Source organism: Pseudomonas hygromyciniae (assembly GCF_016925675.1).
GTDB classification, from domain to species: domain Bacteria; phylum Pseudomonadota; class Gammaproteobacteria; order Pseudomonadales; family Pseudomonadaceae; genus Aquipseudomonas; species Aquipseudomonas hygromyciniae.
This window is the reverse complement of record NZ_CP070506.1, coordinates 2,415,231-2,438,087: the sequence shown is the minus strand read 5'-3', so window position 1 is coordinate 2,438,087 and position 22,857 is coordinate 2,415,231. Positions and strand designations below refer to the sequence as shown.

The 22,857-nt window shown below is 61.1% G+C and carries 12 protein-coding genes and 1 pseudogene; 2 read left to right on the top strand and 11 right to left on the bottom strand.

Annotated features, from left to right (window positions below):
• Nucleotides 1-152: 152 nt before the first annotated feature.
• The gene (locus JTY93_RS10665; protein ID WP_205477852.1) at nucleotides 153-5,057 is read left to right on the top strand and encodes a hypothetical protein; all 4,905 of its coding nucleotides are present in this window, start codon (nucleotides 153-155) and stop codon (nucleotides 5,055-5,057) included.
• A 100-nt stretch (nucleotides 5,058-5,157) separates the two neighbouring features.
• Here the strand turns inward: JTY93_RS10665 and JTY93_RS10660 are convergent, their stop codons facing one another.
• Nucleotides 5,158-7,533, bottom strand: a complete 2,376-nt coding sequence (locus tag JTY93_RS10660; protein ID WP_169998647.1) for an efflux RND transporter permease subunit — start codon at nucleotides 7,531-7,533, stop codon at nucleotides 5,158-5,160.
• A 15-nt stretch (nucleotides 7,534-7,548) separates the two neighbouring features.
• Nucleotides 7,549-8,589, bottom strand: a complete 1,041-nt coding sequence (locus JTY93_RS10655; RefSeq protein ID WP_205477859.1) for a WD40/YVTN/BNR-like repeat-containing protein — start codon at nucleotides 8,587-8,589, stop codon at nucleotides 7,549-7,551.
• A gap of 429 nt (nucleotides 8,590-9,018) precedes the next feature.
• Between JTY93_RS10655 and JTY93_RS10650 the strand changes: the two genes are divergently transcribed.
• Complete coding sequence (locus JTY93_RS10650; RefSeq protein WP_205477851.1) at nucleotides 9,019-10,134, top strand: Gfo/Idh/MocA family protein; 1,116 nt, start codon at nucleotides 9,019-9,021, stop codon at nucleotides 10,132-10,134.
• Between the two features lie 122 nt (nucleotides 10,135-10,256).
• On the opposite strand, the gene JTY93_RS10645 is transcribed toward JTY93_RS10650, so the two are convergent.
• The 9 genes and pseudogenes from JTY93_RS10645 to JTY93_RS10605 all read right to left on the bottom strand — a co-directional run bounded on the left by JTY93_RS10645 (nucleotide 10,257) and on the right by JTY93_RS10605 (nucleotide 22,582).
• On the bottom strand, nucleotides 10,257-11,960 hold the full coding sequence (locus tag JTY93_RS10645; protein ID WP_169996315.1) for an AMP-binding protein: 1,704 nt from the start codon (nucleotides 11,958-11,960) through the stop codon (nucleotides 10,257-10,259).
• A gap of 30 nt (nucleotides 11,961-11,990) precedes the next feature.
• Nucleotides 11,991-13,298: pseudogene (locus JTY93_RS10640) on the bottom strand (acetyl-CoA C-acetyltransferase).
• Complete coding sequence (locus JTY93_RS10635; protein WP_205477850.1) at nucleotides 13,295-14,197, bottom strand: MaoC/PaaZ C-terminal domain-containing protein; 903 nt, start codon at nucleotides 14,195-14,197, stop codon at nucleotides 13,295-13,297. The pseudogene JTY93_RS10640 and the gene JTY93_RS10635 overlap by 4 nt, the downstream one beginning before the upstream one ends.
• 2 nt (nucleotides 14,198-14,199) lie before the next feature.
• On the bottom strand, nucleotides 14,200-15,543 hold the full coding sequence (locus tag JTY93_RS10630) for a 3-oxoacyl-ACP reductase (RefSeq protein WP_205477849.1): 1,344 nt from the start codon (nucleotides 15,541-15,543) through the stop codon (nucleotides 14,200-14,202).
• An 82-nt stretch (nucleotides 15,544-15,625) separates the two neighbouring features.
• Nucleotides 15,626-18,151, bottom strand: a complete 2,526-nt coding sequence (locus JTY93_RS10625) for an acyl-CoA dehydrogenase (RefSeq protein ID WP_205477848.1) — start codon at nucleotides 18,149-18,151, stop codon at nucleotides 15,626-15,628.
• 305 nt (nucleotides 18,152-18,456) lie between these two features.
• Nucleotides 18,457-19,896, bottom strand: coding sequence for an outer membrane protein transport protein (locus JTY93_RS10620; RefSeq protein ID WP_205477847.1), 1,440 nt, complete (start codon nucleotides 19,894-19,896; stop codon nucleotides 18,457-18,459).
• 128 nt (nucleotides 19,897-20,024) lie between these two features.
• Nucleotides 20,025-20,534: an alkane oxidation protein activator PraB gene (praB, locus tag JTY93_RS10615; RefSeq protein WP_205477846.1), complete on the bottom strand. Its 510-nt coding sequence runs from the start codon at nucleotides 20,532-20,534 to the stop codon at nucleotides 20,025-20,027.
• A 129-nt stretch (nucleotides 20,535-20,663) separates the two neighbouring features.
• Nucleotides 20,664-21,158, bottom strand: a complete 495-nt coding sequence (gene praA, locus JTY93_RS10610) for an alkane oxidation protein activator PraA (RefSeq protein WP_169996329.1) — start codon at nucleotides 21,156-21,158, stop codon at nucleotides 20,664-20,666.
• A 146-nt stretch (nucleotides 21,159-21,304) separates the two neighbouring features.
• Nucleotides 21,305-22,582 carry an alkane 1-monooxygenase gene (locus JTY93_RS10605; RefSeq protein WP_205477845.1) on the bottom strand — a complete coding sequence of 426 codons (1,278 nt, stop codon included), beginning with the start codon at nucleotides 22,580-22,582 and terminating at the stop codon, nucleotides 21,305-21,307.
• Nucleotides 22,583-22,857 lie beyond the last annotated feature (275 nt).

Here is a 22,857-nt window from a genome sequence, read left to right as displayed (position 1 = left end):
GACTGCAAAACGGCCGATTTCCCCTGTGGCGAGCGGGCTTGCCACAGGGACATTCCCCTTCCCGTCGCCCGCCGATAACCCGCTACCGCATCAGCCGCGCAGTTGTCTTTACTTTACGAGGGGACAGCTACCTCACGTAAAGGACAACTTCTGTGCCCGCCCCAACCGAAAACCCGGTAAAGAATGCAGTGCAAGCGCACTTCTCCACTCGCCCTTCCTTGCGCTCAGTGATCGCCCAAATGCTGGCCGATACCTTCGCAGAAAAATTTCCTCCCTTATCTATTCCCCCCGCCGATCTTTACCTGGCAGTTCCCCGCGACGGTGGCGGTCGAGCCTTGCGGCCCCTGCTGAAGGTGGCACTCGAGCAGGTGGCCGACGGCAGCTTCCCCGACCTGTCGACGCGCCACAACCTTGACGCTTACCTCAGTGATGCCACAGGTACACGGCTGAGCCCCCCAAGCAACGGTGACACCACTGACTACGACCTGAACGTCGTCAAAGCCGCAGTACAGGAGTTGCCCTCGATTGTGTTTGTCGGCTTTCAAGAAGCGTTGGCGGCCTACTGGAGCCAGGACAGCAACACCGGTGGCAGCCGCTGGCAATGGCTGGCCGGCGTACTGCAAGGTCAACTGAGAAACGCGGCCATTCGTGAGTCCGGCGATGACAGGCACCAACTGAAGGTGCTCAGCACCTTGGCCAACTACCCCTCCCGGGAAGCCAGGGCCGGCCTCGCAGGGCCGCAGAACGCCCTCCACGTCTACACCCTGGAAACGCGCCTGGTACGCGAAGCCACCACCCTGACGGTGCAGTCCAGCGATGTTCTGGTGGTCAATGGCACGCGTGCATGGCTGTATGCCGTGTCGGGCCGGATCGAGTCCTTCGCCAACCTGGACGCCTTCGGCCAGGCATGGGGTGAGCGCCTGGCCCGGCAGTTCCTGGCCGACACCATCACCTGGCACCGGTACGAACCCGACGGCGATATTTTCGAGGTCCAAGCTGCGCTGGCCTGCAACCAGCAATTGGAAGATCTGGCAGCCCTGTCACTGCCGGCCGGCACCTCGGTAGACGATGTGCAGGCGCTGTTCGAGTCACTCACCAACCCGGCCAATCTGTTTGACGCCTCGCCAGTCACTGCACCGCAAACCTTGTCGCCGATCCAGGCTGCGCTGCCCGGCTGGCTGCACGACGCCTCGCCCGCCGACCGCTTCGCCTATCGCCAGTGCCTGCTGGAGCAGGCCAGCCTCAGGCACCTGACGCGGGGTGAAGGTTACCTGGATGAGCTGGATGATATTCGCACCTATGCCGCCACGCACTTGAACCACCAGTTGTGCCTGGAGCGCAACGCGGCCCTGCACGGCACGCGCACCTGCACCGACCTTGAGCAATCGAAGTACCGGGCCCAAGACCTGGAACTGACCTTTCATGTACCCGTGGGCACGTTGCAAAGCGGCTACATCGACAAAGTCGTCATGAGCCTGGTGGATCTGGCCCTGAAAAACCTCTCAGGACGGCCCGCTGGCCGCATGACCGTGCGCCACACCGCAGGCCAGGCCATTGAGGCGTGGCTGACCCCGGAGTACCTGCTCCAACTGATCCAGCGTGTCAATGTGGGCCTGAACTACCCGGCGTATATTCAACAGGCGTTGCTCAGTGACACCGCCGAGGCGCAAAAGCGCAAGCGTCAATTCTGCGCACAGCGCCCCATCGACCTGAAAACCCAGGCCCTGGAGCACAAAATCAGAGGTGAAGCAGGGCTGACAGCCAGGGGGGTTCGCTGTATCAACGCCGTGGTCGCTACCCAGCGCGCAGATCGCTGGGTGGACACCGATGAAATCGTCATGCGGGCGTTGGCCTTTCAACGCAAACCCGGCGCCAAGGCCGATGTGGCGCAGAACATGTTCATTATCGAACCGCGCGACCCGCAGTCCGGGCCACACCTGCTTTATCGTCCAGCCTATCGAGATGCGGTGCTCGAATTTGCCAGCCGCGACAGCCTGCTGGCGGCCATCGCCCAGCCTGGGGCGATCCAGGAGAGCGTACTGGCGTGGCTGTCGGATGACGCCCGGGTGGTTTACAGCAACGGTGGTTTTAACGAACCGCACTACGTGCGCATCAGTGGTCTGGGTGCGGACTTCCCACCCCTGCCCCGCGTCCCGAAACCGGCGACACTGGCCGATGCCGAGGATGAACACAACGACCCGATCCAGCAGACCCTGGACAGCGGTCAATTGATGGAATACCTGTTTGTTTGCGAAGCCCGGCAGTTGCTCGACCAGGCCGACCGCGAGTCGACATCCAACGCCGAAAGCCGCTGGGCGTTGATTCTCGAAGGGCTGCAACTGGGCTTCAATACCTTGCTGATGCTGGTACGCGGACCGCTGGCGGCCGCCGGCTGGCTCATACAACTGGCGCAGAGCCTTAAACAGGACCTGCCGGCCCTGGAAAGCAACGACCCCATTGCCCGGGAACAAGCCTGGGTCGATCTGCTGCTTAATATCAGCATGGTGTTGATCCACCATGGCTTGCCGCCTCAAGTCCCGGGCCCGCCCGTGGCCGAAAGCCGCGTGGCCCCACAGGCGCGCTTGCCCTTGCGCCGACCCGCCGGCCAGGCCATCAGACAGCAACCGGTGATTGAGCGAGGCCGGGTTGGCCTGCCCTCCGAGCCACCGGGCGGCGGCCGCACCTTGCTGGACTTTGACCGTTCCCTGGCCAGCGACAGTGCCTCGGCACGTTTGCTGGAAAAGCTGCTGGAGTTCAACATTCCTTGGCCGGAACCGGCGCCCGAGCCCGTGGCAATTGGGCCGGCCAAGGGTTTGTTCAAGGTCGACAACCTCTGGTATGCCTCAGTGGCGGGCCTGTTTCTGCGGGTCAAGATCGTCCCGGGTTTTGGCGATGTGTTCATTATTGATCCCACCAAACCCGATCACCCCGGCATCCAGCTCAGAACCGACGGCAACGGCCATTGGACCCTGGACCGCGGGCTGAAACTGGCAGGCGGTGGCCCCAAGCAACTGGCCCTGTTGCGCGAGCAGAATCAACGCAAAGTCGAAGAGTTGGCGGTCCGTGCACGGGCGCTCAATATCGAGCTGACGCCGCTCTTGCTCGAACTCAACAAATCCCAGGACCGCATGTATTGCGCCAAGGCAGAACTGATTAGCCAAGGTAATCTGCTGAAACTGATCTGGAGAGCGCTGGAAAACGCCAGCGCCGCCCAGCAACCGGTCATTCAAAGGCGCCATCAATCCGAGATGCGAACCTACGCAACACGCTATACCCAGTATGAAACGCTGCTGGGAACCCTCGAAGAACGCTTTACAGACTTGCTGCCGCGACGCCTGGAATTGGCCAAAGTAGGCCTGGAGCTGGAAAAGCTCAGCAAGTCTCAGATCACTGTCCACGACCGCGCAAAACTACTGAAAACACTCTGGGAGCAACAGTTCGCCGTCCATAACTTTCTGGGCACGTGGGCAGACGCCCTTCGCTTTACCGAGCGTGGCGAACCCATGCGTGACCTGGCCAGGCGGATGGTGTTGGAAAGAGCGCTCGGAAACTCGGCGCCCTATGACCAAGTCGTAGCCAGAACCATTGAACTGGCGGACACCGAACAGCGCATGGCCGTAGCGTCCCATGGGATGGAGACCATCCTCGAGGCGTTGGAGCAAGACTCAGTGGCAGGACGGGCGATACGTGAAGAGTTGCTGGCAGCCATCGTGCGCCCGCAAAGATTTTTTTCCGAAAGTGTGAAACTCAACGCGCTGATCCCCCTGTCGTGGATCGCCGTTGAACCGATACGTATGGGGCCGTCCCCACAGGAGGCGTTGTATGTCGAACACCTGCACTACACCCGCCTGTCCCAGGCCCTGCTGTCTCACATCGAAGTGCGCAGCAGCAGCGGCTATCCCCTCAATGAACAGCGCCAGGTGTACAACACGGTCCTTGAGCAGTACCGCAGTTATGAAATCGCTATGCACGCCCTCAAACTCATCAACCCCGCACGGGTCCACCCGGTGGCCGAGCGACTGCTCAAGGAACTGCAGCATGCCCGGATGTTGGTCGAGGACGAGCTGGAAACGGTACTGCGCAAACAGGAAGAACTGGAGGTAGACCAGGCGCGCTCAAAAAACCTGCGCCCGAAAGCACCGACCAAGCGCATTTTCAAAACCAGTAACCGCACCTATCTGGTCGGCGACCTCACGCCGGCCACTGAGCAGATCAATCGCGAGCATCTCACCCTGAGCGACGGGGTGACCGGCGAAACCATCAGTGCGTTCCGCCAGCAGGCCGGCACTTGGGTCGAGATCCACGAAGACGCCGCGCCCCCACCACAAGTCCAGAGACCGGTAACGTCACTGGCTTCGCTCAAAAGCCAGGGCCAGGCGCTGATCAAACAACGTGCAGGTATTGAACAGGTCATCGCCGCCCAACAGCGGTTGCTGGAATCACCCCGCACCCGGCAAGCGGTCGACCCGGGCGACTGGGATCAACTGCTCACCGAACAAGCCCGCCAGCTCACGGACGTGGCCGATGAAATTGCCCGCGACCACCTCAACCAACCTGCAGCGCAGGCACTGATCGACGACTTCCAGGCACACGCCAAAGACATGCAGCGCACGGCACAGAACCGCTGCAGTGCCGCGTACAAACGGCAACTGCCGACGCTGGAAAGCCTCGATTATTTGTGGCGCCATAAAGAAATCGATATCAACCTGACCAGCCTGGCCGACCCACAGCGCCCAACCCTCAGCGGCGACTTCTTCACTGAGTACGCCGTGTATGACAAAGCTTTGCGGCCTCCCACCGTGTTGTGGTACGCCCATTTCCACTATGCCAGCGCCGATGCACCACCGGCCCAGTACACCCGGGCCCATCTGAAACTGGCCAGCCAACGTAAATACACACAAAAAGACCTGCTCAAACAACACGTGCAAGCGCAGTTGCGCGCTCAGCTAGAGCCTGGGGCCGAGTCCATCGAGACAATCGTGTATGTGCTGCTCACGCCGCCCCAGGACCAACTGTTTTTAGCCATCGCGCCGGCTTCACAACCCCGGGTCGTTTGACCCTGGCAGCGTCTACAGGTTGATCGCTATCGCTGGTTGAGGGCGGGGAGTGGTGAGGGACAAGCTCCCTCGCCACACCCCGCACTCGATCAATTGCTGATCAGTGGGCAAACAACGAGTTGCCCTTCTGCCCCGCCAGTTTCTCGGGTTTGATCAAGAACCGCGCCAGTGCCGGCAGCAGCCACAGGGCGCCAAACATGTTCCACAGCAGCATGAAGGTCAGCATCAGGCCCATATCGGCCTGGAACTTGATGGCCGAGAAGATCCAGGTGCACACACCGATTGCCAGGCACAGGCCGGTGAACAATACGGCTTTACCGGTGGACTTGAGCGTCTGGTAGTAGGCTTCCTGCAACGGTAGACCGGCACGCAGGAAACTTTCCAGGCGGCTGTAGATATAGATGCCGTAGTCCACACCAATGCCCACACCCAACGCCACCACCGGCAAGGTCGCAACCTTGACGCCGATGCCCATGAACGCCATCAGCGCGTTACCCAGCACCGAGGTCAGCACCAGCGGCAGCACGATGCACAGGGTCGCCGCCCAGGAGCGGAAGGTGATCATGCACATGGTCGCCACGCACAAGTAGACCAGGATCAGGATGGTCAGCTCGGCTTCCTTGATCACCTCGTTGGTGGCCGCTTCGATCCCGGCGTTACCGGCGGCGAGGATGAACTCCAGGCCTTCCTTGTTGTTCTCCTTGGCGAAGTCCTGCACCGCATGCACCGCACGGTCGAGGGTTTCGGCCTTGTGGTCGTTGAGGAACACCAGCACCGGCGCCAGGGAGCAATTGTTGTTGTACAGGCCGTCGGCACGGGCGATGGAGTTGTTCAGCACATCCGGGTTCCGCGACAGGGTTTCCCATTTCAGGTTGCCCTCGTTCATGCCCTTGATCATCTGCTTGGACACAGTCACCAGGGAAATTGCCGACTGCACACCCTCGGTGTTCTGCATCTTCCACATCAACTGGTCGATGGGCGCCATGGCTTCGTAGCGCGAGCAGCCTTCAGCCTTGGTCTTGACCATCACCACCAACACATCGGAGCTGGTGGAGTAGTTGTTGATGATGAAGTTGTTGTCTTTGTTGTAGCGCGAGTCCGGACGCAGTTCCGGAGCGCCCTGGTCGAGGTCGCCGATTTTCAGGTTCTGGCTGTACCACAGGCCGCCACCGAAGGCGATCAGGGCCAGGGCAACGGAGATTGGCGCGACTTTGGGGCTGGCGAAGTTCGACAACAGGCGCCAGAACGGATGGTCGCGGTTGGCGTCTTTTTTGCTCTTGGCGATCGCGCGTTTGCTGATGCCCACGTAGGAAATCGCGACCGGCAGCAGGATCAGGTTGGTGAACACGATCACCGCCACGCCGATGGAGGCGCCGATGGCCAGCTCACGGATCACGCCGATATCGATGATCAGCAGAGTGATGAAGCCCACCGCATCCGCGAGAATCGCGATCATCCCCGGCAGGAACAGTTGCCGGAACGTGCGCCGCGCCGCTGTCAGGGCGTTGTCCGCCTCGCTGGATTGCAGGGCGATGCCGTTGATCTTCTGTACGCCATGGGAAATGCCGATGGCGAAGATCAGGAACGGCACCAGCATGGAATACGGATCCAGGCCGAACCCGAAAAAGTGCATCAACCCCAGTTGCCAGACCACGGCCACCAGCGTCGTGATCAGCACCGCGACCGTACTGCGCAGGCAGTTGGTGAACCACAGCAGCAGCACCAGGGTGATCACGAACGCGATGCCGAAGAACAGCACCACCATGATCAGGCCATCGATCAAGTCGCCGACTTTCTTGGCAAAACCGACAATATGGATCTGGACGTTGGGGTTCTGTTCCTGGAATTTGGTGCGGATCTTGTCTTCCAGTTCATGGGAAAACTTCTGGTAGTCCAGGGCCAGCAACTTGCCCTGGTCCTGCGGGTCCGGGTAGGACTCCAGCAGCGGGATATCGACGATGCTCGACTTGAAGTCGTTGGCCACCAGGCGCCCGACCTGACCGGACTTGAGCACGTTGTTGCGCAACTGGTCGAGGCTTTCCGGCGAGCCGTTGTAGCTCTGCGGGATCACTTCGCCGCCGGCAAAGCCTTCTTCGGTCACTTCGGTCCAGCGAACGCTGGGGCTCCACAGGGACTTGAGGCCGGAACGGTCGACGCCGGAGATGTAGAACACTTCGTCGTTGATCTGGCGCAGGGTCTCCATGTACTCCTTGGAGAAGATGTCACCGTCCTTGGCCTCTACCGAGATACGCACGGTGTTGCCCAGGTTCGCCAGGTCGTTGCGGTGCTCCATCATCTTTTCGATGAAGGGGTGCTGCAGCGGGATCATTTTTTCAAAACTGGTGGACGGCCGGATCAAGGTGGCCTGCCAGAACAGGAAAATGCTCACCAGCAAGCAGATCACGATCACTGCCGGGCGGTTGTTGAAGATCAGGCGCTCAAGAAAGGTCGCTTTATCGTTGTGATGACTGCTCATTCTATCCCCGCCTTCTTATTGTTTTTTGCGTTCGGCGCCGGTGGGCTCGGCGACGCGTACGCCACCCTGCCCCACCAGAATCAAGTCGCCATTGCCCGCCGCCGTCACCGCCGAGAGTGAAATACGGTCCGGGCGGTTGAATACGCTGAACGTCAGGCCATCGTCGTGGCTGACCACCACGCTGCCACCGTTGCCGACCACCACCAGGGTGCCGTCGTCGAGCAGAGTCGCGCCCGACAGGCCAAATTCCAGGGTGCCACGGGCGGCCTTGAGCTCCACCGGCCTCCAGGTGTCACCAAAATCGGTGGAGCGGAAAAGATTGCCGCGCAAGCCGTAGGCCAGCAGGGTCTTGGGCTGGGCGGTGCCAATCACGCCAAACAGCGAGCCCTCGTAGGGGCCTTCGAGTTTTTCCCAGGTCTGCCCCTCATCGCTGGAGCGGAACATGCTGCCCTGCTCGCCGACGATAAACAGGCCCGCGTCCTTGACCTGGGCGATGGCGTTGAGGTGGTACTGGTCTTCGTTGTCGAGGCGGTCGCTGACATCGGTCCAGGTCTTGCCCGCGTCGGTGGTCTCGATCAGCGCACCGTAGGCGCCCACCGCAAAGCCGTGGTTGGGGTCGTTGAACAGCACGTCCAGCAGCGGCGCCTCACGGCTGAGGTCTTTGAACTGCTCAGTCCAGGTGGCCCCGGCGTCGGTGCTGGCGAGGATCTTGGCGTCATGCCCCACCGCCCAGCCGTGTTGGTCGTCGATGAAAAACACTGCCGTGAGCAACTGCCGGGTCGGCACCTTGGCTTGCACCCAGGTGGCGCCCTGATCATCGGAATAGAGGATATGCCCGCGATCACCGACCGCCACCAGGCGCTTGCCGGCGTGCGCGACGTCGATCATCAGGCCTTTTGCGGCCTTTGGGGATTCAATGGCAAATACCGCAGGTTCTGCGGCTTCGGTTGCAGCCTGGGCAGCCGTCGACACCGCGACAGCCCCCAGCAGCGAGAGCGCTGTAGCCAGCACCGCGAACTTGCGCGACGCGAGCGGGCGGCAAAAACCCACACCCATGACAGGCTCACTCATAGACCTTTCTCCCATTTATTATTGTTAGGTCGTAACACCTTCCAGGGTGTTCGCAGTGCGCAAACCTGCAATCTAGAGCCCCTTGAGGAAGCAGGGGCCATCCTATCGGGCTTTCGAATCGTCTGACAATCGGCGCTACGTTATCTTTTGTTAACTGAAGGCCTTCTGCCTGCTGGCTGAATATAGCCGCATTCGCCGAAATGATGACTTCGTACATTCCTCTGTAGGAGCGAGCTTGCTCGCGAAAACCCTCAGAGCACCTCGGGCGCCTTGAGCCCTGCGTCATCATTGACGACCTTCGCGAGCAAGCTCGCTCCTACAAGCAAATAATATTTATATTCCACGTATTGATGATTGTGAATTTTTATTCTATTAATTGCCTTCCTGAAAATAACAATCAAAAGGACCATCGCCATGCGCGCACTTGGAATCGGCCTGATCGGTACAGGCTTCATGGGCCGTGCCCACGCACTGGCGTTCAATAACGCCCGCACGGTATTTGATTTGCCCTTCGACCTGACGCTGGCGGCCTTGGCCGATGCCGACACCGAGCGCGCGCAGCGCTGCGCTAGCGCCTGGGGGTTCGCCAAGGCCCATGGCGACTGGCAACAGTTGATCGATGACCCGCAAGTGGACCTGGTGGCGATCACCACCCCCAATCACCTGCACTACCCCATGGCCATGGCCGCACTGGCGGCGGGCAAGGCGGTGTATTGCGAAAAGCCCCTGGCCGTGAGCCTGGAACAGGCCGACACGATGCGCCGCGCCGCCCATGAGGCTGGAGTGGTGACGCGGGTCGGCTACAACTACCAGCACAACCCGATAATCGTCCTGGCGCGGCAGATGATTGAAGCGGGCGAACTGGGGCAGATCATCAGTTTCCAGGGCGAGTTCAGTGAAGACTTCATGGCCGACCCGGCCTCGCCCTGGTCATGGCGCTGTGAGGTTGGGCATGCCGGTGGCGCCCTGGCGGACCTCGGCAGTCATCTGCTGGCAATGGCGCGGTATCTGGTGGGGGATGTCACGCACGTTTGTGCCGACAGCCAGACGGTACACGGTCAACGACCTGCCAGCCTTGGCAGTAGCGAGAGGCGGCCGATCGAGATCGACGACCAGGTGCATGCCTTGCTGCGCTTTGCCAACGGCGCGCGCGGGACCGTCAGTAGTAGTTGGCTAAAGCGTGGCTACAAGAACCATTTGAGCTTCGAGATCAGTGGTACACAAGGCACGCTAGCCTTCGACCAAGAGCGCTTGAATGAACTGCGGGTATGCCGGGCTGGCGCAGACAGTTTCCAGCGTCTACTGGCCGGCCCCGCCCTGCCCGGCTATGCCGCGTTCAGCCCGGCGGCGGGGCATCAGTTGGGGTACAACGAGTTGAAGACCCTGGAGGTGCAGGAATTGATCATGGCGCTGGCCGGGCAAGGCGCGACGGGTACTGATTTTGAGGCGGCGTGGGAGGTGGAGCGGTTGGCGACGGCGATTCGGATGGCGGCGCGGGAAGAGCGGTGGGTCAACGTGGACCAAGTCTGAAAGGTGGGGCTTGCCTGCGATAGCGGTGGGTCAGTTAATACATCTCTGACTGAACCACCGCTTTCGCGAGCAAGCCCGCTCCCACAGGGGATCTCGGCAATGCAGAATATTTTGCCCAGAATTTAGCGCAGGGCTCGGCGTAGGACCTTGCCAACGGTAGTCTTGGGCAATTCCTCGATGCGGAACTCGACAAACTTAGGCACCTTGTACCCCGTCAGGTACTCCCGGCAATGGGCCAACAGTTGCTCCTGGGTCAAGGTCGGATCGCGGCGCACCACCACAATTTTCACCTTCTCCCCGGTCACCCCATCTTCAACGCCAATCGCCGCCACTTCCGCAACCCCCGGGTGCAACGCCACTACGTCTTCGATTTCGTTGGGGTACACGTTGAAGCCCGACACCAGGATCATGTCCTTCTTGCGATCCACCAGGCGGATAAAGCCCTGCTCATTCATCACCCCGATATCCCCGGTCGACAGCCAGCCCTCGGCATCCAGCACCTCGGCGGTTTCCTTGGGACGTTGCCAGTAGCCCTGCATCACCTGCGGGCCGCGCACTTGTAGTTCGCCCTGCTCGCCGATGTCGGCCACTTCGCCGTCCTCGCGGATAAAGCGCACCCAGGTCGAAGGCAACGGCACGCCGATGCTGCCGGTAAATTCCATGTCGCGCATGCGCGAGATATCGATGGGGCTGATGCTCACCACCGGCGAGCATTCGGTCAGGCCGTAACCCTCGATAATCGGCAGGCCGGTGACTTCTTTCCAGCGCTTGGCCACCGCCGTGTGCGTGGCCATGCCCCCGGCGATCACCAGGCGCAGGTCGGAAAAGTCCCGGGCACGGAACTCCGCGTTTTCCAGCAAACCGTTGAACAGGGTGTTGACCCCGGCAATCCCGTTGAAGCGCTCCTTGCGCAGGATCATCTGCACCCGTTTCACATCCCGTGGGTTGGCGATCAGGATGTTGCGCCCGCCCAGGCACATGAACATCAGGCAATTCACGGTCAGGGAAAAGATGTGGTACAGCGGCAACAGGGTGACGTTGGTTTCCTGCTGGTTCTGGTCCAGTTGATCGCCGACCCACGCCTTGGCCTGCAACAGGTTGGCGATGATATTGCGGTGACTGAGCATCACGCCCTTGGCATCGCCGGTGGTGCCGCCGGTGTATTGCAGGAATGCCAGTTCCTCACGCGCCAACGGCACCGGCGTATGGGTCAGGCCCCGGCCCTGCTTGAGCGTCTGGTTGAAGCGCACCGCGCCCGGCAGCTTGAAGGCCGGCACTTGCTTCTGTACACGGCGCAGGATGAAGTTCATCGCGGCGCCCTTGAAGGTGCCGAGCAGGTCGCCGATAGCGGCAATGACCACACGCTTGACCGTGCTGCCGGCCACGACTTTTTCCAGGGTATGGGCGAAGTTTTCGAAGATCACCACGGTCTCGGCGCCGCTGTCCTTGAGCAGGTGCTTGAGTTCGTGGGAGGTGTACAACGGGTTGACGTTGACCACCACCGCACCGGCAAGGATGGTGCCCAGCAGACAGATCGGGTACTGCAAGCAGTTGGGCATCATCAACGCCACGCGATCGCCCTTGCGCACGCCCTGGGCCTGGAGCCAGGCGGCAAAGGCGATGCCCTGGGCCTGCCAGGTGGCGTAGGTCATTTCGGTGCCGATGCTGACGTAGGCCACACGGTCGCGGTACTTGTGCAGGTGCTCCAGGAAGACCTCGCGCAACGATGGGTAATCCTCAATGCCGGCATCGATGTCCGTGGGCACCCCGGGCAGGTAGGCGTTCAACCAGATACGTTCGGTTTGTTCCTGGCTCACAGCGTTCATGGCAGTCTCCTTGTTGTTGTTTTTGTACGGCTACTTTTCAACGATGGCGGTAATGCCCAGGCCGCCGGCGGCACAGATGGAAATCAAGCCGCGCCCGCCACCCCCGCTGGTGGATGGCTTTGGCCAGCGCCGCCAACTGGCGGCCACCGGTGGCGGCGAACGGATGGCCACAGCCCAGGGAGCCGCCGTTGACGTTCATTTTGGCGCGGTCGATGCTGCCCAGCGGCGCGTCCAGCCCGAGGCGTTCGCGGCAGTAATCGGCATCTTCCCAGGCCTTGAGGGTACACAGCACCTGGGCGGCGAAGGCTTCGTGGATCTCGAAGAAATCAAAATCGGCAAAGCTCAGACCCTCACGTGCCAGCATGCGTGGCACCGCATAGGCCGGGGCCATCAGCAGGCCTTCGCTGCCGTCAACAAAATTCACCGCTGCGGTCTCGCCGGTACGCAGGTACGCAGGTACGCCAACACCGGCAGGCCGCGGGCGGCGGCCCACTCCTCACTGGCTAGGAGCACCACCGAAGCGCCATCGGTCAGGGGGGTGGAGTTACCGGCCGTGAGAGTGCCGTTCTGCCGATCGTAGGCCGGGGCCAGGCTGGCGAGCTTCTCCAGGCTGGCATCGGCGCGCAGGTTGTTGTCCCGAGCCAGGCCGCGATAGGGGCTGATCAGGTCGTCGAAAAAGCCGTTTTTATAGGCCGCGTCGAGACGCTGGTGACTGCTGAGGGTCAGTTCGTCCTGGGCCAGGCGTTTGATCTGCCAGCGCTTGGCCATTTCTTCGCAGTGCTCGCCCATGGACAAGCCCGTACGCGGCTCGCCATTGCGCGGCAGCAGCGGCTTGAAAAACATCGACGGGCGCACCTGCAACAGGCTGCGCAGTTTGTTGCCGCTGCCCTTGGCGCGGTTGGCCGCCAACAGCGTGCGGCGCAGGGATTCGTTGATACCGATGGGCGCGTCGGAGGTGGTGTCAGCCCCCCCGGCAATGCCCACCTCAATCTGGCCGAGGGCGATTTTATTGGCCACCAGCAGCGCCGCCTCCAGCCCGGTGCCGCAGGCTTGTTGCAGGTCGTAGGCCGGGGTCTGGGCAGACAAGGTGGTGGACAGCAGCGACTCGCGGGCCAGGTTGAAATCCCGTGAGTGCTTGATCACCGCGCCGGCAGCGAACTCGCCCAGGCGCAGGCCGTGGAGGTTGTAGCGGTCCACCAGGCCTTGCAGCGCGGCCACCAGCAAATCCTGGTTGCTGTCGTGGGCGTATACCGTGTTGGAGCGGGCAAACGGAATGCGGTTGCCGCCGACAATCGCCACCCGGCGCGTCGGGGCGGGGCTGAAGCTGTAGTCACTCATGGACGACTCTCATCAAAACGTGGATGCCAGATAAACAGGCCGCGCATATGGGGCTTGTCGCCCGCCGGGTTGCGCACCTCGAACGCGCGGTTGGGGCCGTCTGCCGGGGCATTCCACAGGGCGACCTGGCCGGGCAGGAAGATCGGCAGCTTGAACTCGCAATGGGCCTGGGCCACGTCCAGCCCGCCTGGCGGTTGTTGGGCGGCCAGGGCGCGGCCCAAGGTCCACATGCCATGGGCGATGGCCCGGCGAAAGCCGAACAGGCGCGCACCGATCAGCGAGGTGTGGATCGGGTTGAAATCCCCCGACACCTTGGCAAAACGCCGCCCCAGATCCGCTGGCAACACCCAGCGCTGAGTGCGCCGCAAGCCTTCTTCGGGCAAGGCCAGGCTGTCACCCCAAGGCTCGCCCACCGGGTTGGCCACATCCCGGCGCAGATACAGGCTGTCGCTTTGCCACACCAACTCGCCAGCGCTGTAGGCATGGGTGGCGATGCTCAAGGCCTGGCCCTTGGCATGGGCCACCCAGCGTTCGGCAAACACTTCCAGACGCAGGGCATGGCCTTCCTGCAGGCGCCGATGCTGGCGAATACGATTGGCCAGATGCACCATGCCACTGGCCGGGTACGGGAAGCTGGGGCGCGTCAGCAGCATCAAGTGCAGGGGGAATGCCAGCACATGGGGATAGGACAGCGGCACACCTTGCTCACGCCGAAAACCACAGGCCCGGCCATAGGCGGCAATCTCATGGGCGCACAATGGCACCGCCGAGCGCACCAGGCGCTCCTTGGGCAAGCTCGGCACGCCTTCAAGCGTAGGCTTGCGCAGCGCCAGCAGGCCGTCGAGCAGCAGGCGATTGCGCGACGGTGGCGGGTCGATAATCTGCGTCACGTAGTCCATGTTCAGGCTCCCAACAGGCTTTGGCCGCACACCCGCACCACTTGGCCGTTGACCCCGCCCGAGGCCGGGTGCGCCAGCCAGGCGATGGTTTCGGCGACGTCGATGGGTTGCCCGCCCTGGGACAGGGAGTTCATGCGCCGCCCCGCTTCGCGAATCATCAGCGGGATTTTCGCGGTCATCTGGGTCTCGATAAAACCCGGTGCCACGGCATTGACCGTGACCTGCCGCGCCGCCGCCACCGGCGCCAGGCCCTGCACCAGGCCAATCACCCCGGCCTTGGAAGTGGCGTAGTTGCTTTGCCCCAGGTTGCCAGCGATCCCGGAGATCGACGACACACAGACAATCCGCCCACCGGCATTGAGCCCCTGCCCTTGCAGCAAGGCCTCGCTCAGTTGCAACGGTGCTTCAAGGTTGACCGCCAGCACACTGCGCCAGGCCGCCTCGGTCATCTTGGCGATGGTCTTGTCGCGGGTGATCCCGGCGTTGTGCACCACCACATCAAATGCGCCGTGCTCGGCGACATAGGCCTGCAACTGCTGCACCGCATCGGCGGCGGTGATATCCAGCGCCCAGGCGTGGCCGTCGACACTGCTGGCCGCCTGCTCCAGGGATGACAACGCTTGCGGCACATCCACGCAGACCACCTGCGCGCCATCACGGGCCAGGACCTGGGCGATGGCCAGGCCGATGCCACGTGAGGCGCCGGTGACCAGGGCGCGGCGGCCGCTCAAGGGCTGGTCCCAGTTGATGACAGGAGCGCCGTCCACCGGTTTTTCCAGGCGCACCACCTGCCCCGAGACATAGGCCGAACGCCGCGACAGGAAGAACCGCAGGCTGCTTTCCAGCGCCTGCTCGGCCCCCGGTGCGACATAGATCAACTGCACAGTGATCGCCCGCCGCAGTTCCTTGGCCAGGGACCGCACCAAACCCTCCAAGGCGCGCTGGGCGATCGCCTGGGGCAAGTCCTGGCAGTGTTCGGGCGCGGTGCCCAGCACCACCACCCGAGCGTGTTGCCCCAGGCGCCGGGCATTGGCGTGGAAGAATTCGTAGAGTTCGTCCAGTTGCTTGAGGTCCACCACGGCGCTGGCATCGAACACCGCGCCCTGAACCTTGACCGTGGACGGCGCCTTGAGCGTGGCGGCCTGGGCCGGCACGGTGTCGGTGGCCTTGAAGATGCGCCGCACTTCCTCGGCCAGGCGCCCTGCCCCGGCGATGATTACCGGGTTGGCCAAGCCTTGTTGGCCGCTGCGGTGGCGTTGCAGGGGCAAGGGTTGTGGCAAGCCAATGGTCTGGGCCAGGCGACGGCCCCAGGCGGAATTAACAAAAGAGAGGTAGTTGTCGCTCATAAATCGATCCGTTTTCCTGACCTGCAAACCCAATCTCCTGTAGGAGCTGGCAAGCCAGCTCCTACAGGGCGCGTGTTGGTGCTTAGTTCACCGGGGCGTTTTCACGCTTTCTGGTGCTGGGCTTGGCTGCTTGTTCCAAGGTTTGCTGGCGCTTTTGCAAGGCCTCCAGCAAGCCAAAGTCCTGCGGGAAGTCGTCCACCTGGATACCGTGGTCGGCGTACTCCACATAGCGCGCCAACAACGCGTCTTCGTCGGCGCTGATCAAATCCAGGGCGCGGGCCTTGATGCGCCAGGCGGTGAAGGCCGTGGTGCTGATCGGCATCGGTTCGAGGGTGCCTTGCTTGACGGCCGCCTTGAGCCGCCCTTCGATCAACTCCACCTGTGGCAACAGGCGGAACGCCAATTCGCCGTAGGCCAGCTTGTCGATTTCCGGACGTGGGATGTAGGAATTGGCCAGCAAACGGTCGCGGCTTTCGCCGGGGGTCTGCACCAGTTCCGCGACCTGGGCCAGCAAGCGATCGGACGGCTTGCGCTGGGGAATGCCGAACGGGAAGCTCAAGCCACGAATCACCGCCGCCGCCGGCTTCGAGGGGTAATTGTCGAGCACCTCGGCCAAGGCTTCATGGGCCCGCAACAATGCATCCTGGGCCGACCAATGGACCAACGGCAGATCGGCCTGGGGCCGGCCATCATCTTCAAAGCGCTTGAGCACGCAGGACAGGATGTAGAGCTGGGAGAGAATATCGCCCAGGCGGCCGGTGATGCTTTCCTTGCGCTTGAGCGCACCGCCCAGCACGCCCATGGAGATATCGGAAATCAACGCCAGCACCACCGACAGCCGATTGGCCTGGCGGTAGTAGGACGCCACCGCTGGGTCGGTCTTGGAAGGCACGGCAATCAGCCGCCCGCCTGTCAGGGAATGCACTGCCGCCCGTACGGTATTGGCCAGCACAAAGCTCAGGTGCCCGAACATGGCACTGTCGAACGCCAGCAACGCCTGGCGATTATCGGTGTTGCGCGCCGCTTCCATCTCACGGAACACGTAAGGATGGCAACGGATCAGGCCCTGGCCATAGATGATCAGGCAGCGGGTCATGATGTTTGCGCCTTCCACGGTGATCGCGATCGGGCTTTGCTGATAGGCACGGGCCAGGAAGTTGTTGGGCCCCATGCAGATACCCTTGCCGGCGACGATGTCCATGCCATCGTTGACGATGATCCGCGCACGCTCGGTGACGTGGTACTTGGCAATCGCCGAAATCACCGAGGGTTTCTCGCCGGCATCCAACGACGCTACCGATACCTTGCGTACCGCATCGCAGGCATACAGGTGCCCGGCCATGCGTGCCAAAGGCGCCTGTACCCCTTCAAATTTGCCGATCGGCAGGCCGAACTGCTTGCGCATCGCCGCGTAGGCCGTGGTGCCGCGTACCGCCACCTTGCCCAGGCCGACGTTGGCCGACGGCAGGGAAATCGCCCGCCCGGCCGCCAGGCATTCCATCAGCATGCGCCAGCCGTTGCCCACTTGCTCGCGGCCGCCGATCACCCAGTCCAGAGGGATAAACACGTCCTTGCCGGTGGTCGGGCCGTTCTGGAACACCGCATTGAGGGGCCAATGGCGGCGACCACTGTTCACCCCGGGATGGGACGTGGGAATCAAGGCGCAGGTGATGCCCAGCGAACCGGGCTGGCCCAGCAAGCCGTTGGGGTCTTCGGCGCGAAAGGCCAGGCCCAGCACCGTGGCGATGGGGCCGAGGGTGATATAGCGCTTGTCCCAGGTCACGCTGAAGCCCAGCACTTCCTGGCCTTCATGCATGCCCTTGCAGACGATGCCCAGGTCCGGAATCGCCCCGGCGTCGGAGCCGGCATAGGGGCTGGTCAGGGCAAAGCATGGAATGTCTTCGCCACGGGCCAGGCGCGGCAGGTAGTAATTGCGCTGGGCGTCGGTGCCGTAATGCAGTAACAGTTCGGCAGGGCCCAGGGAGTTGGGAACCATCACCGAAATCGCCGCCGCCGAGCAACGGGTCGACAGCTTCATCACCACCTGCGAATGGGCATAGTGGGAGAAGCCCTTGCCGCCATATTGCTTGGGAATAATCATGCCGAGGAAACCGGCGTCCTTGGTGTACTGCCAGCCTTCGGGCGACAGGTCCTGCCAGACCTGGGTGGTTTCCCAGTCGTTGGCCATGTCGCAGAGGGTTTCCACTTCGTTGTCGAGGAACGCCTGTTCTTCGGCGCTCAAGCGCGCCGGCGCAGCTTGCAGCAGGCGCTGCCAGTTGGGTTTGCCGCTGAACAGCTCGGCGTCCCACCACACGGTGCCGGACTCGATGGCCGCGCGCTCAGTGTCGGACATGGCCGGCATGATCGTGCGAAACAGGCCCAGGGCCTTGCTGGTCAGCAGCGCACGGCGCAGGGGCTTGATGCTCAGCAGCAGCGCCGGCAGCACCACCAGCAGCGCCGCAACGCTCAGGCCAAACCCTGCGACCACACTGAACAGATAGCCACCGGCCAACCAGGCCAGGCCAGCGCCCAGCCACAAGGTGGCTGCCGCTTGTCGATACGCCAGGGCCGTCGCCGCAGCGAGTCCCGCCAGTAACCAGATAACCATGGAGATACCTCTACTTATTCAGGGCAACTTATTCAGGGCACGGCATGCAGGTCAGCAAGCCGGTATGACCTGCGACTGATCACCACACTACAAACTTGAAAAGCTAAATTCAAATTTTGTTTTGAAATTTTTATTTAATCGGTTCGCGAAAAAATTCATGGCCGAACGCGTCAGCCGAAATGTCGAAGTGCAAGGAAATCACAAGGGGTCGCGTGGGCGACCCATGGATGCAGCACCCGGTAAACGCAGTAGAAAGATGCGCTGACTATGCGTTTACCCAGGCACTACACAGATACAACCTCAGGTCAGAAGGCGTAGGTCGCCGACAGGCTGACCACTTCACCCTTGGCCTCGGATTTACCGTCCAGCGAACCTGCGCCAAGCCGATCAACGTTCTTGGTCTTGAGCTTGACGGTTTCCACAAACTGGCGGGAATACGCGCCGTCGATGCTCAGGCCAGGAATGGCGCGGATGTTGTAGCCAAAGCCCAGGGAGGCGAAGGTGCGGTCACCATCCGGGATGCGTGGGTCACGGGTGGAGTTGCGGGTTGGGGTCTGGTCGAAGGCCACACCGGCGCGCACGGTGAAGTCATCGGTGAGTTTGTAGTCGCCGCCGAAGGAGTACATCCAGGTGTTCTTGTACTTGTACGGGATCGACACGATGGTGCTGCCATTGGACTTCAAGGTCAGCGCCTCGAAGGATGACCATTGGGTCCAGGTCACACTGGCGCCCAGGGTCAGGCGGTCAGAGAAGTCGTGTACCCAGTCCAGGGACGCGTTGGCAGGGATATCCAGTTGCGTGGAGGCCTTGGCACCGCCCGGATACAGTTTCAGCCCGGGGTAAGCCAGCTCGACCAGGGTTTTACCGTCGACCACCGGAATGGTCATCAGTCCTTCCGAGGTCGGGTCAGCGTACATGTTGTACTTGCCCTCCAGCTTGTTCTTGATCTTGGCGTGGTAGTTCAAGCCCAGGGTGTCTTGCGCCGTAGGCTTCCAGGTCATCCCTGCAAACCAGCCCAGGGAATTATTGTCGACCTTCACACGCATCAAGGCGAAGCCCTGGCCGGCCGGGAACGGAATCATCCCGAAGTCCGGCGACTGCGCAGCAGCGGCATACAGGTCGACGTTCTGGCTCACAAAACCTTTGGTGTGCTGAAGAATCGCACCACCGCCGATGGAAAACTCATCATTAACCTTGAACGACAGCGAGCCAGTCAGGCCAACGGTTTCAATTCGGGTGTCCACTGCAAAGTCGCGGCCTTTCCAATCCTGGTCGTACGTGGTGCGGGCGCCCATGGGCACCACCTGGCTCAGACCAAAGGCGAAACGGTTATTGATTGGAATCACCAAAAAGCCCGTAGGCACCCACGCCTCGAAGCCGGCCTGGCCACCGTTACCGGTACGATCGTTGTAAGTGGGGTTGTAGTTTTCGTCGAAGGTAGTTTCGGACATTGGACGGCCAGAATAGTCGTAGGCCGACCCTTTGTACTTGATGTCGATATTGGCGAAGTTGAGGGTGAACTGCGAAATGGTTTTGTCAATGAAGGCCATTGCAGCAGGGTTGTTGTAGGCCGCTGACGGATCGTTCTTGAACATCGAACCACCACCAAACGCCCGGCCCCAACCCGCCGTGTTCGAGGTCGGAGTCATGAAACCGCCCGCCTGAACCGGACCGGCCACAGCCATTAGCCCCCCCAACAATGCCAGACCAAGTAACGCCTGAGCCTGCTGTTTCTTGTTATTCATGCTCCACTCCTTTTTATTTTTATCTACCAGAGTCGGCCTTACCGATCCGGGTTGCCTCAACAGGTGCCTCACTAGAGGCACCTGTCTTTCAGGGGTGATCAGCCCTTTGCACTAATAAGTGCGATGGTTTAAGGAGCCAGGGTCAGAGTCGGTGCTTTAACTTTCAAAGACTGCACGGAGCAGTTGCCGGAGAGCGGCTGATTGGCGGCGGTCAGCATCTGCGTTGCCTGGTCCCAGGCGACGTTGATAGTGCCTGCGCCGCAGTTAGACGGTGGGAACACAACAGTCCAACCTACTCGCTCAACAATGCCTGTGCCCGCACCAGTACTTGGCGTAAAACCGGTAGCCGTCAACTTCCACCCCGGAGATGGGATATTTTTCAAGGTAGGCAATGCGCACAGCCCACCCCCGGTCAGACTTGCTGCAGTAATAGTCGCGACGCCTGCGGTAACAGTACCGCCGAACGTAATGCCACAAGTGATTGGAGCCCCACCGGAAGACGGCGACGTGACAACAATGGTGCCTGGGTCAGTGGTAAACGCGCCATTTGGGGTAATCGACGCCGCACTGGCCATCGAAGCCGCGCCAAAGCACAGAGCAAATGAACTTACACAAACGAGGGTTTTGAAACTTTTCATTATTTTTCCTCACATGTATGGCGAGTCATTTCGCCGGGGTAATGGCCATGATCGAGAGGTCACGGAGAAACAGCAGAACTTCCCTTTCCAGCCAAATTTCAATGCAATTACCGCTACAACTTCGGGTGATTACTCGACGACTTTGAAAGTCGGCGGCATCTTGATCGACACACTCTTGATCTTGCAGTCTTCGCCAATCGGCACATTGGCCGCCTCCAACTTGCCGGTGGCGTTATCCCAGGTGCCTTCGGCGGTGGATGGGCCGCACTTGCCGCCCAGGCCAAAGGCGTGCACGTCGACGCTGATCTTCGACATAGAGCCGCTGGTGGTGTCCTTGGCCACCAGGATCCATGGCAAGTTGATGGCTTCGACACGGCTGCATTTGAGGCCGCCGTCGAACTCGACCTTGTCGACATTGACTTGCGAACCATCGGCCGCAACCTTGCCGGCCACTTTGATGGTGCAATCGGCGCTGATCAGCGCGCCCTTGGAAAAGCTGATGGGGCCCTGAGCTGTGAAGGCACTGCCGGCGGGCTCGATACGTGCGGCCTGGGCCTGGTGATAGGCGATAAGGCCCAGTGCGGCGAGCACGATATGCGTAGTGAACTTGGCAGGTGTTTGCATGGTGTACGTCCTTCCCTTGATTTTATTTTTGTTAGGGTCAAACAACTTTCTTGCAACTAAGCAGCACTCGAAACCGGCAAACCGTGGGCGATAAAAACCTGCGCGATACACAGATCCCGAGTGCGCCCTACAACGGTTGATTCACATTAGAAGGTGCTGGTTTTGCCGTACTTCTCCAGTATCTTCAAGCGTTTGGATGGCTGGATATTGGCCAGGGTGACATCCCCCGAATAGTGCCGCAGTACCCGATGATCCATGCGCCGGCGCCACAAGTAAGGGATATAGGCCCAGACGATCATGCTGGCGTAGCCATAGGGCAGTTGCGGCGATTCATCAAAGTGGCGCAACGACTGATAACTGCGGGTCGGGTTGGCGTGGTGATCGGAGTGGCGCTGCAACTGGAACAGAAAAATATTGGTGACAATACGGTTACTGTTCCAGGAGTGGCGCGGCGAACACCGCTCATAACGACCATTGGGCAACTTCTGGCGTTTAAGGCCGTAGTGCTCGACATAGTTCACCACTTCCAGCAACGAGAAGCCGTAGATGCCCTGGATCAACAGAAAGGGAATCACCGCCACGCCCAGCCAGGCAATCATTGCGCCCCACAACACCACGCTGTACATCCAGGCGCTGAGCACGCCGTTCTTCCAGTGCCAGGCTGGCAAGCCAAGCTTGCGCAGACGTTCGCGTTCCAGGTTCCAGGCCGAGCGCGCACTGAACCACACCGAGCGCGGCAGGAACGCCCAGAAACTCTCTCCCAGCCGCGAGCTGGCCGGATCTTCCGGGGTGGCGACGCGCACGTGATGGCCACGGTTGTGTTCGGTGTAGAAGTGCCCGTAGAAAGTCGGCGCCAGGGTGATCTTGGCCAGCACGATCTCCAGCAGGCGCGGCTTGTGCCCCAGTTCATGGGCGGTGTTGATCGCGATGCCGGTGGCGGCGCCGGTGGACATGGCCATGCCCAGGTAGGTGAACCAACTGACTTCACCGTGCAGTTGCACCCGGGCAGTCAGGAAGCTGGCGGTTTGCGCCATCCAGCTCGAAGGGTCCATGGACGCCGTGAGTTGCAGCAGCCCACCGTTGATCATCCAGTCGATGCCGCTGACGGCCAGCCAACCGGTAATCACCAGGGAGGAGATAACAAGCAACACGCCGGTGTAGACGATCCAGCGGTAGTACTTCTGCGATTCAAGGCCGCTGACCGCAGATTCCGGCGGGTTGCTGACGTCTTCGCCGAGCAGGCCGTCGATCAATGGAATCAGGCCGAAAATTACCAGTACGCCGACCCACCACAGTTCTTGCACACCGGTGGTGATGGCCAACGCGCCGGACAATAGCGGGGTTGCCAAAGGCATGATGCCGAGCCACCACAGGTGGCGCTTACCGTCAGTCCAGACGTGCGGGGCGGCCAGGGTCTGATTCATGGCAGCCTCCGGGCGCTCTGCGCGGCAGGGAGGGAGGGCGAAGCAAAAGAGGCAAACAGGTTCAGGCGGCACTGAAAGCCGCTTGAAATCAACCATGCGATAAAAGGCGTTTTTTTTCATTATTTTATTCGCTCTTAGGCATTTCAAAAATCATTTCAAAATAAATATTGAAATATTTTTTTTAAATAAATAGCGCGGAACCGTTAGGTCGTCAACTACTTTTTTCGAAGCCTTTTCTACGTGACCGGGCAGTCTCTTTTTCATCCATTCGGTCA

Coding starts and splice junctions, on each gene's coding strand:
- JTY93_RS10660 (WP_169998647.1), bottom strand. CDS start 7,533: ATGAGCAGTCATCACAACGATAAAGCGACCTTTCTTGAGCGCCTGATC.
- JTY93_RS10635 (WP_205477850.1), bottom strand. CDS start 14,197: ATGGACTACGTGACGCAGATTATCGACCCGCCACCGTCGCGCAATCGC.
- JTY93_RS10620 (WP_205477847.1), bottom strand. CDS start 19,896: ATGAATAACAAGAAACAGCAGGCTCAGGCGTTACTTGGTCTGGCATTG.
- JTY93_RS10645 (WP_169996315.1), bottom strand. CDS start 11,960: ATGAACGCTGTGAGCCAGGAACAAACCGAACGTATCTGGTTGAACGCC.
- praA (WP_169996329.1), bottom strand. CDS start 21,158: ATGCAAACACCTGCCAAGTTCACTACGCATATCGTGCTCGCCGCACTG.
- JTY93_RS10625 (WP_205477848.1), bottom strand. CDS start 18,151: ATGGTTATCTGGTTACTGGCGGGACTCGCTGCGGCGACGGCCCTGGCG.
- JTY93_RS10605 (WP_205477845.1), bottom strand. CDS start 22,582: ATGAATCAGACCCTGGCCGCCCCGCACGTCTGGACTGACGGTAAGCGC.
- praB (WP_205477846.1), bottom strand. CDS start 20,534: ATGAAAAGTTTCAAAACCCTCGTTTGTGTAAGTTCATTTGCTCTGTGC.
- JTY93_RS10630 (WP_205477849.1), bottom strand. CDS start 15,543: ATGAGCGACAACTACCTCTCTTTTGTTAATTCCGCCTGGGGCCGTCGC.
- JTY93_RS10650 (WP_205477851.1), top strand. CDS start 9,019: ATGCGCGCACTTGGAATCGGCCTGATCGGTACAGGCTTCATGGGCCGT.
- JTY93_RS10655 (WP_205477859.1), bottom strand. CDS start 8,589: ATGGGTGTGGGTTTTTGCCGCCCGCTCGCGTCGCGCAAGTTCGCGGTG.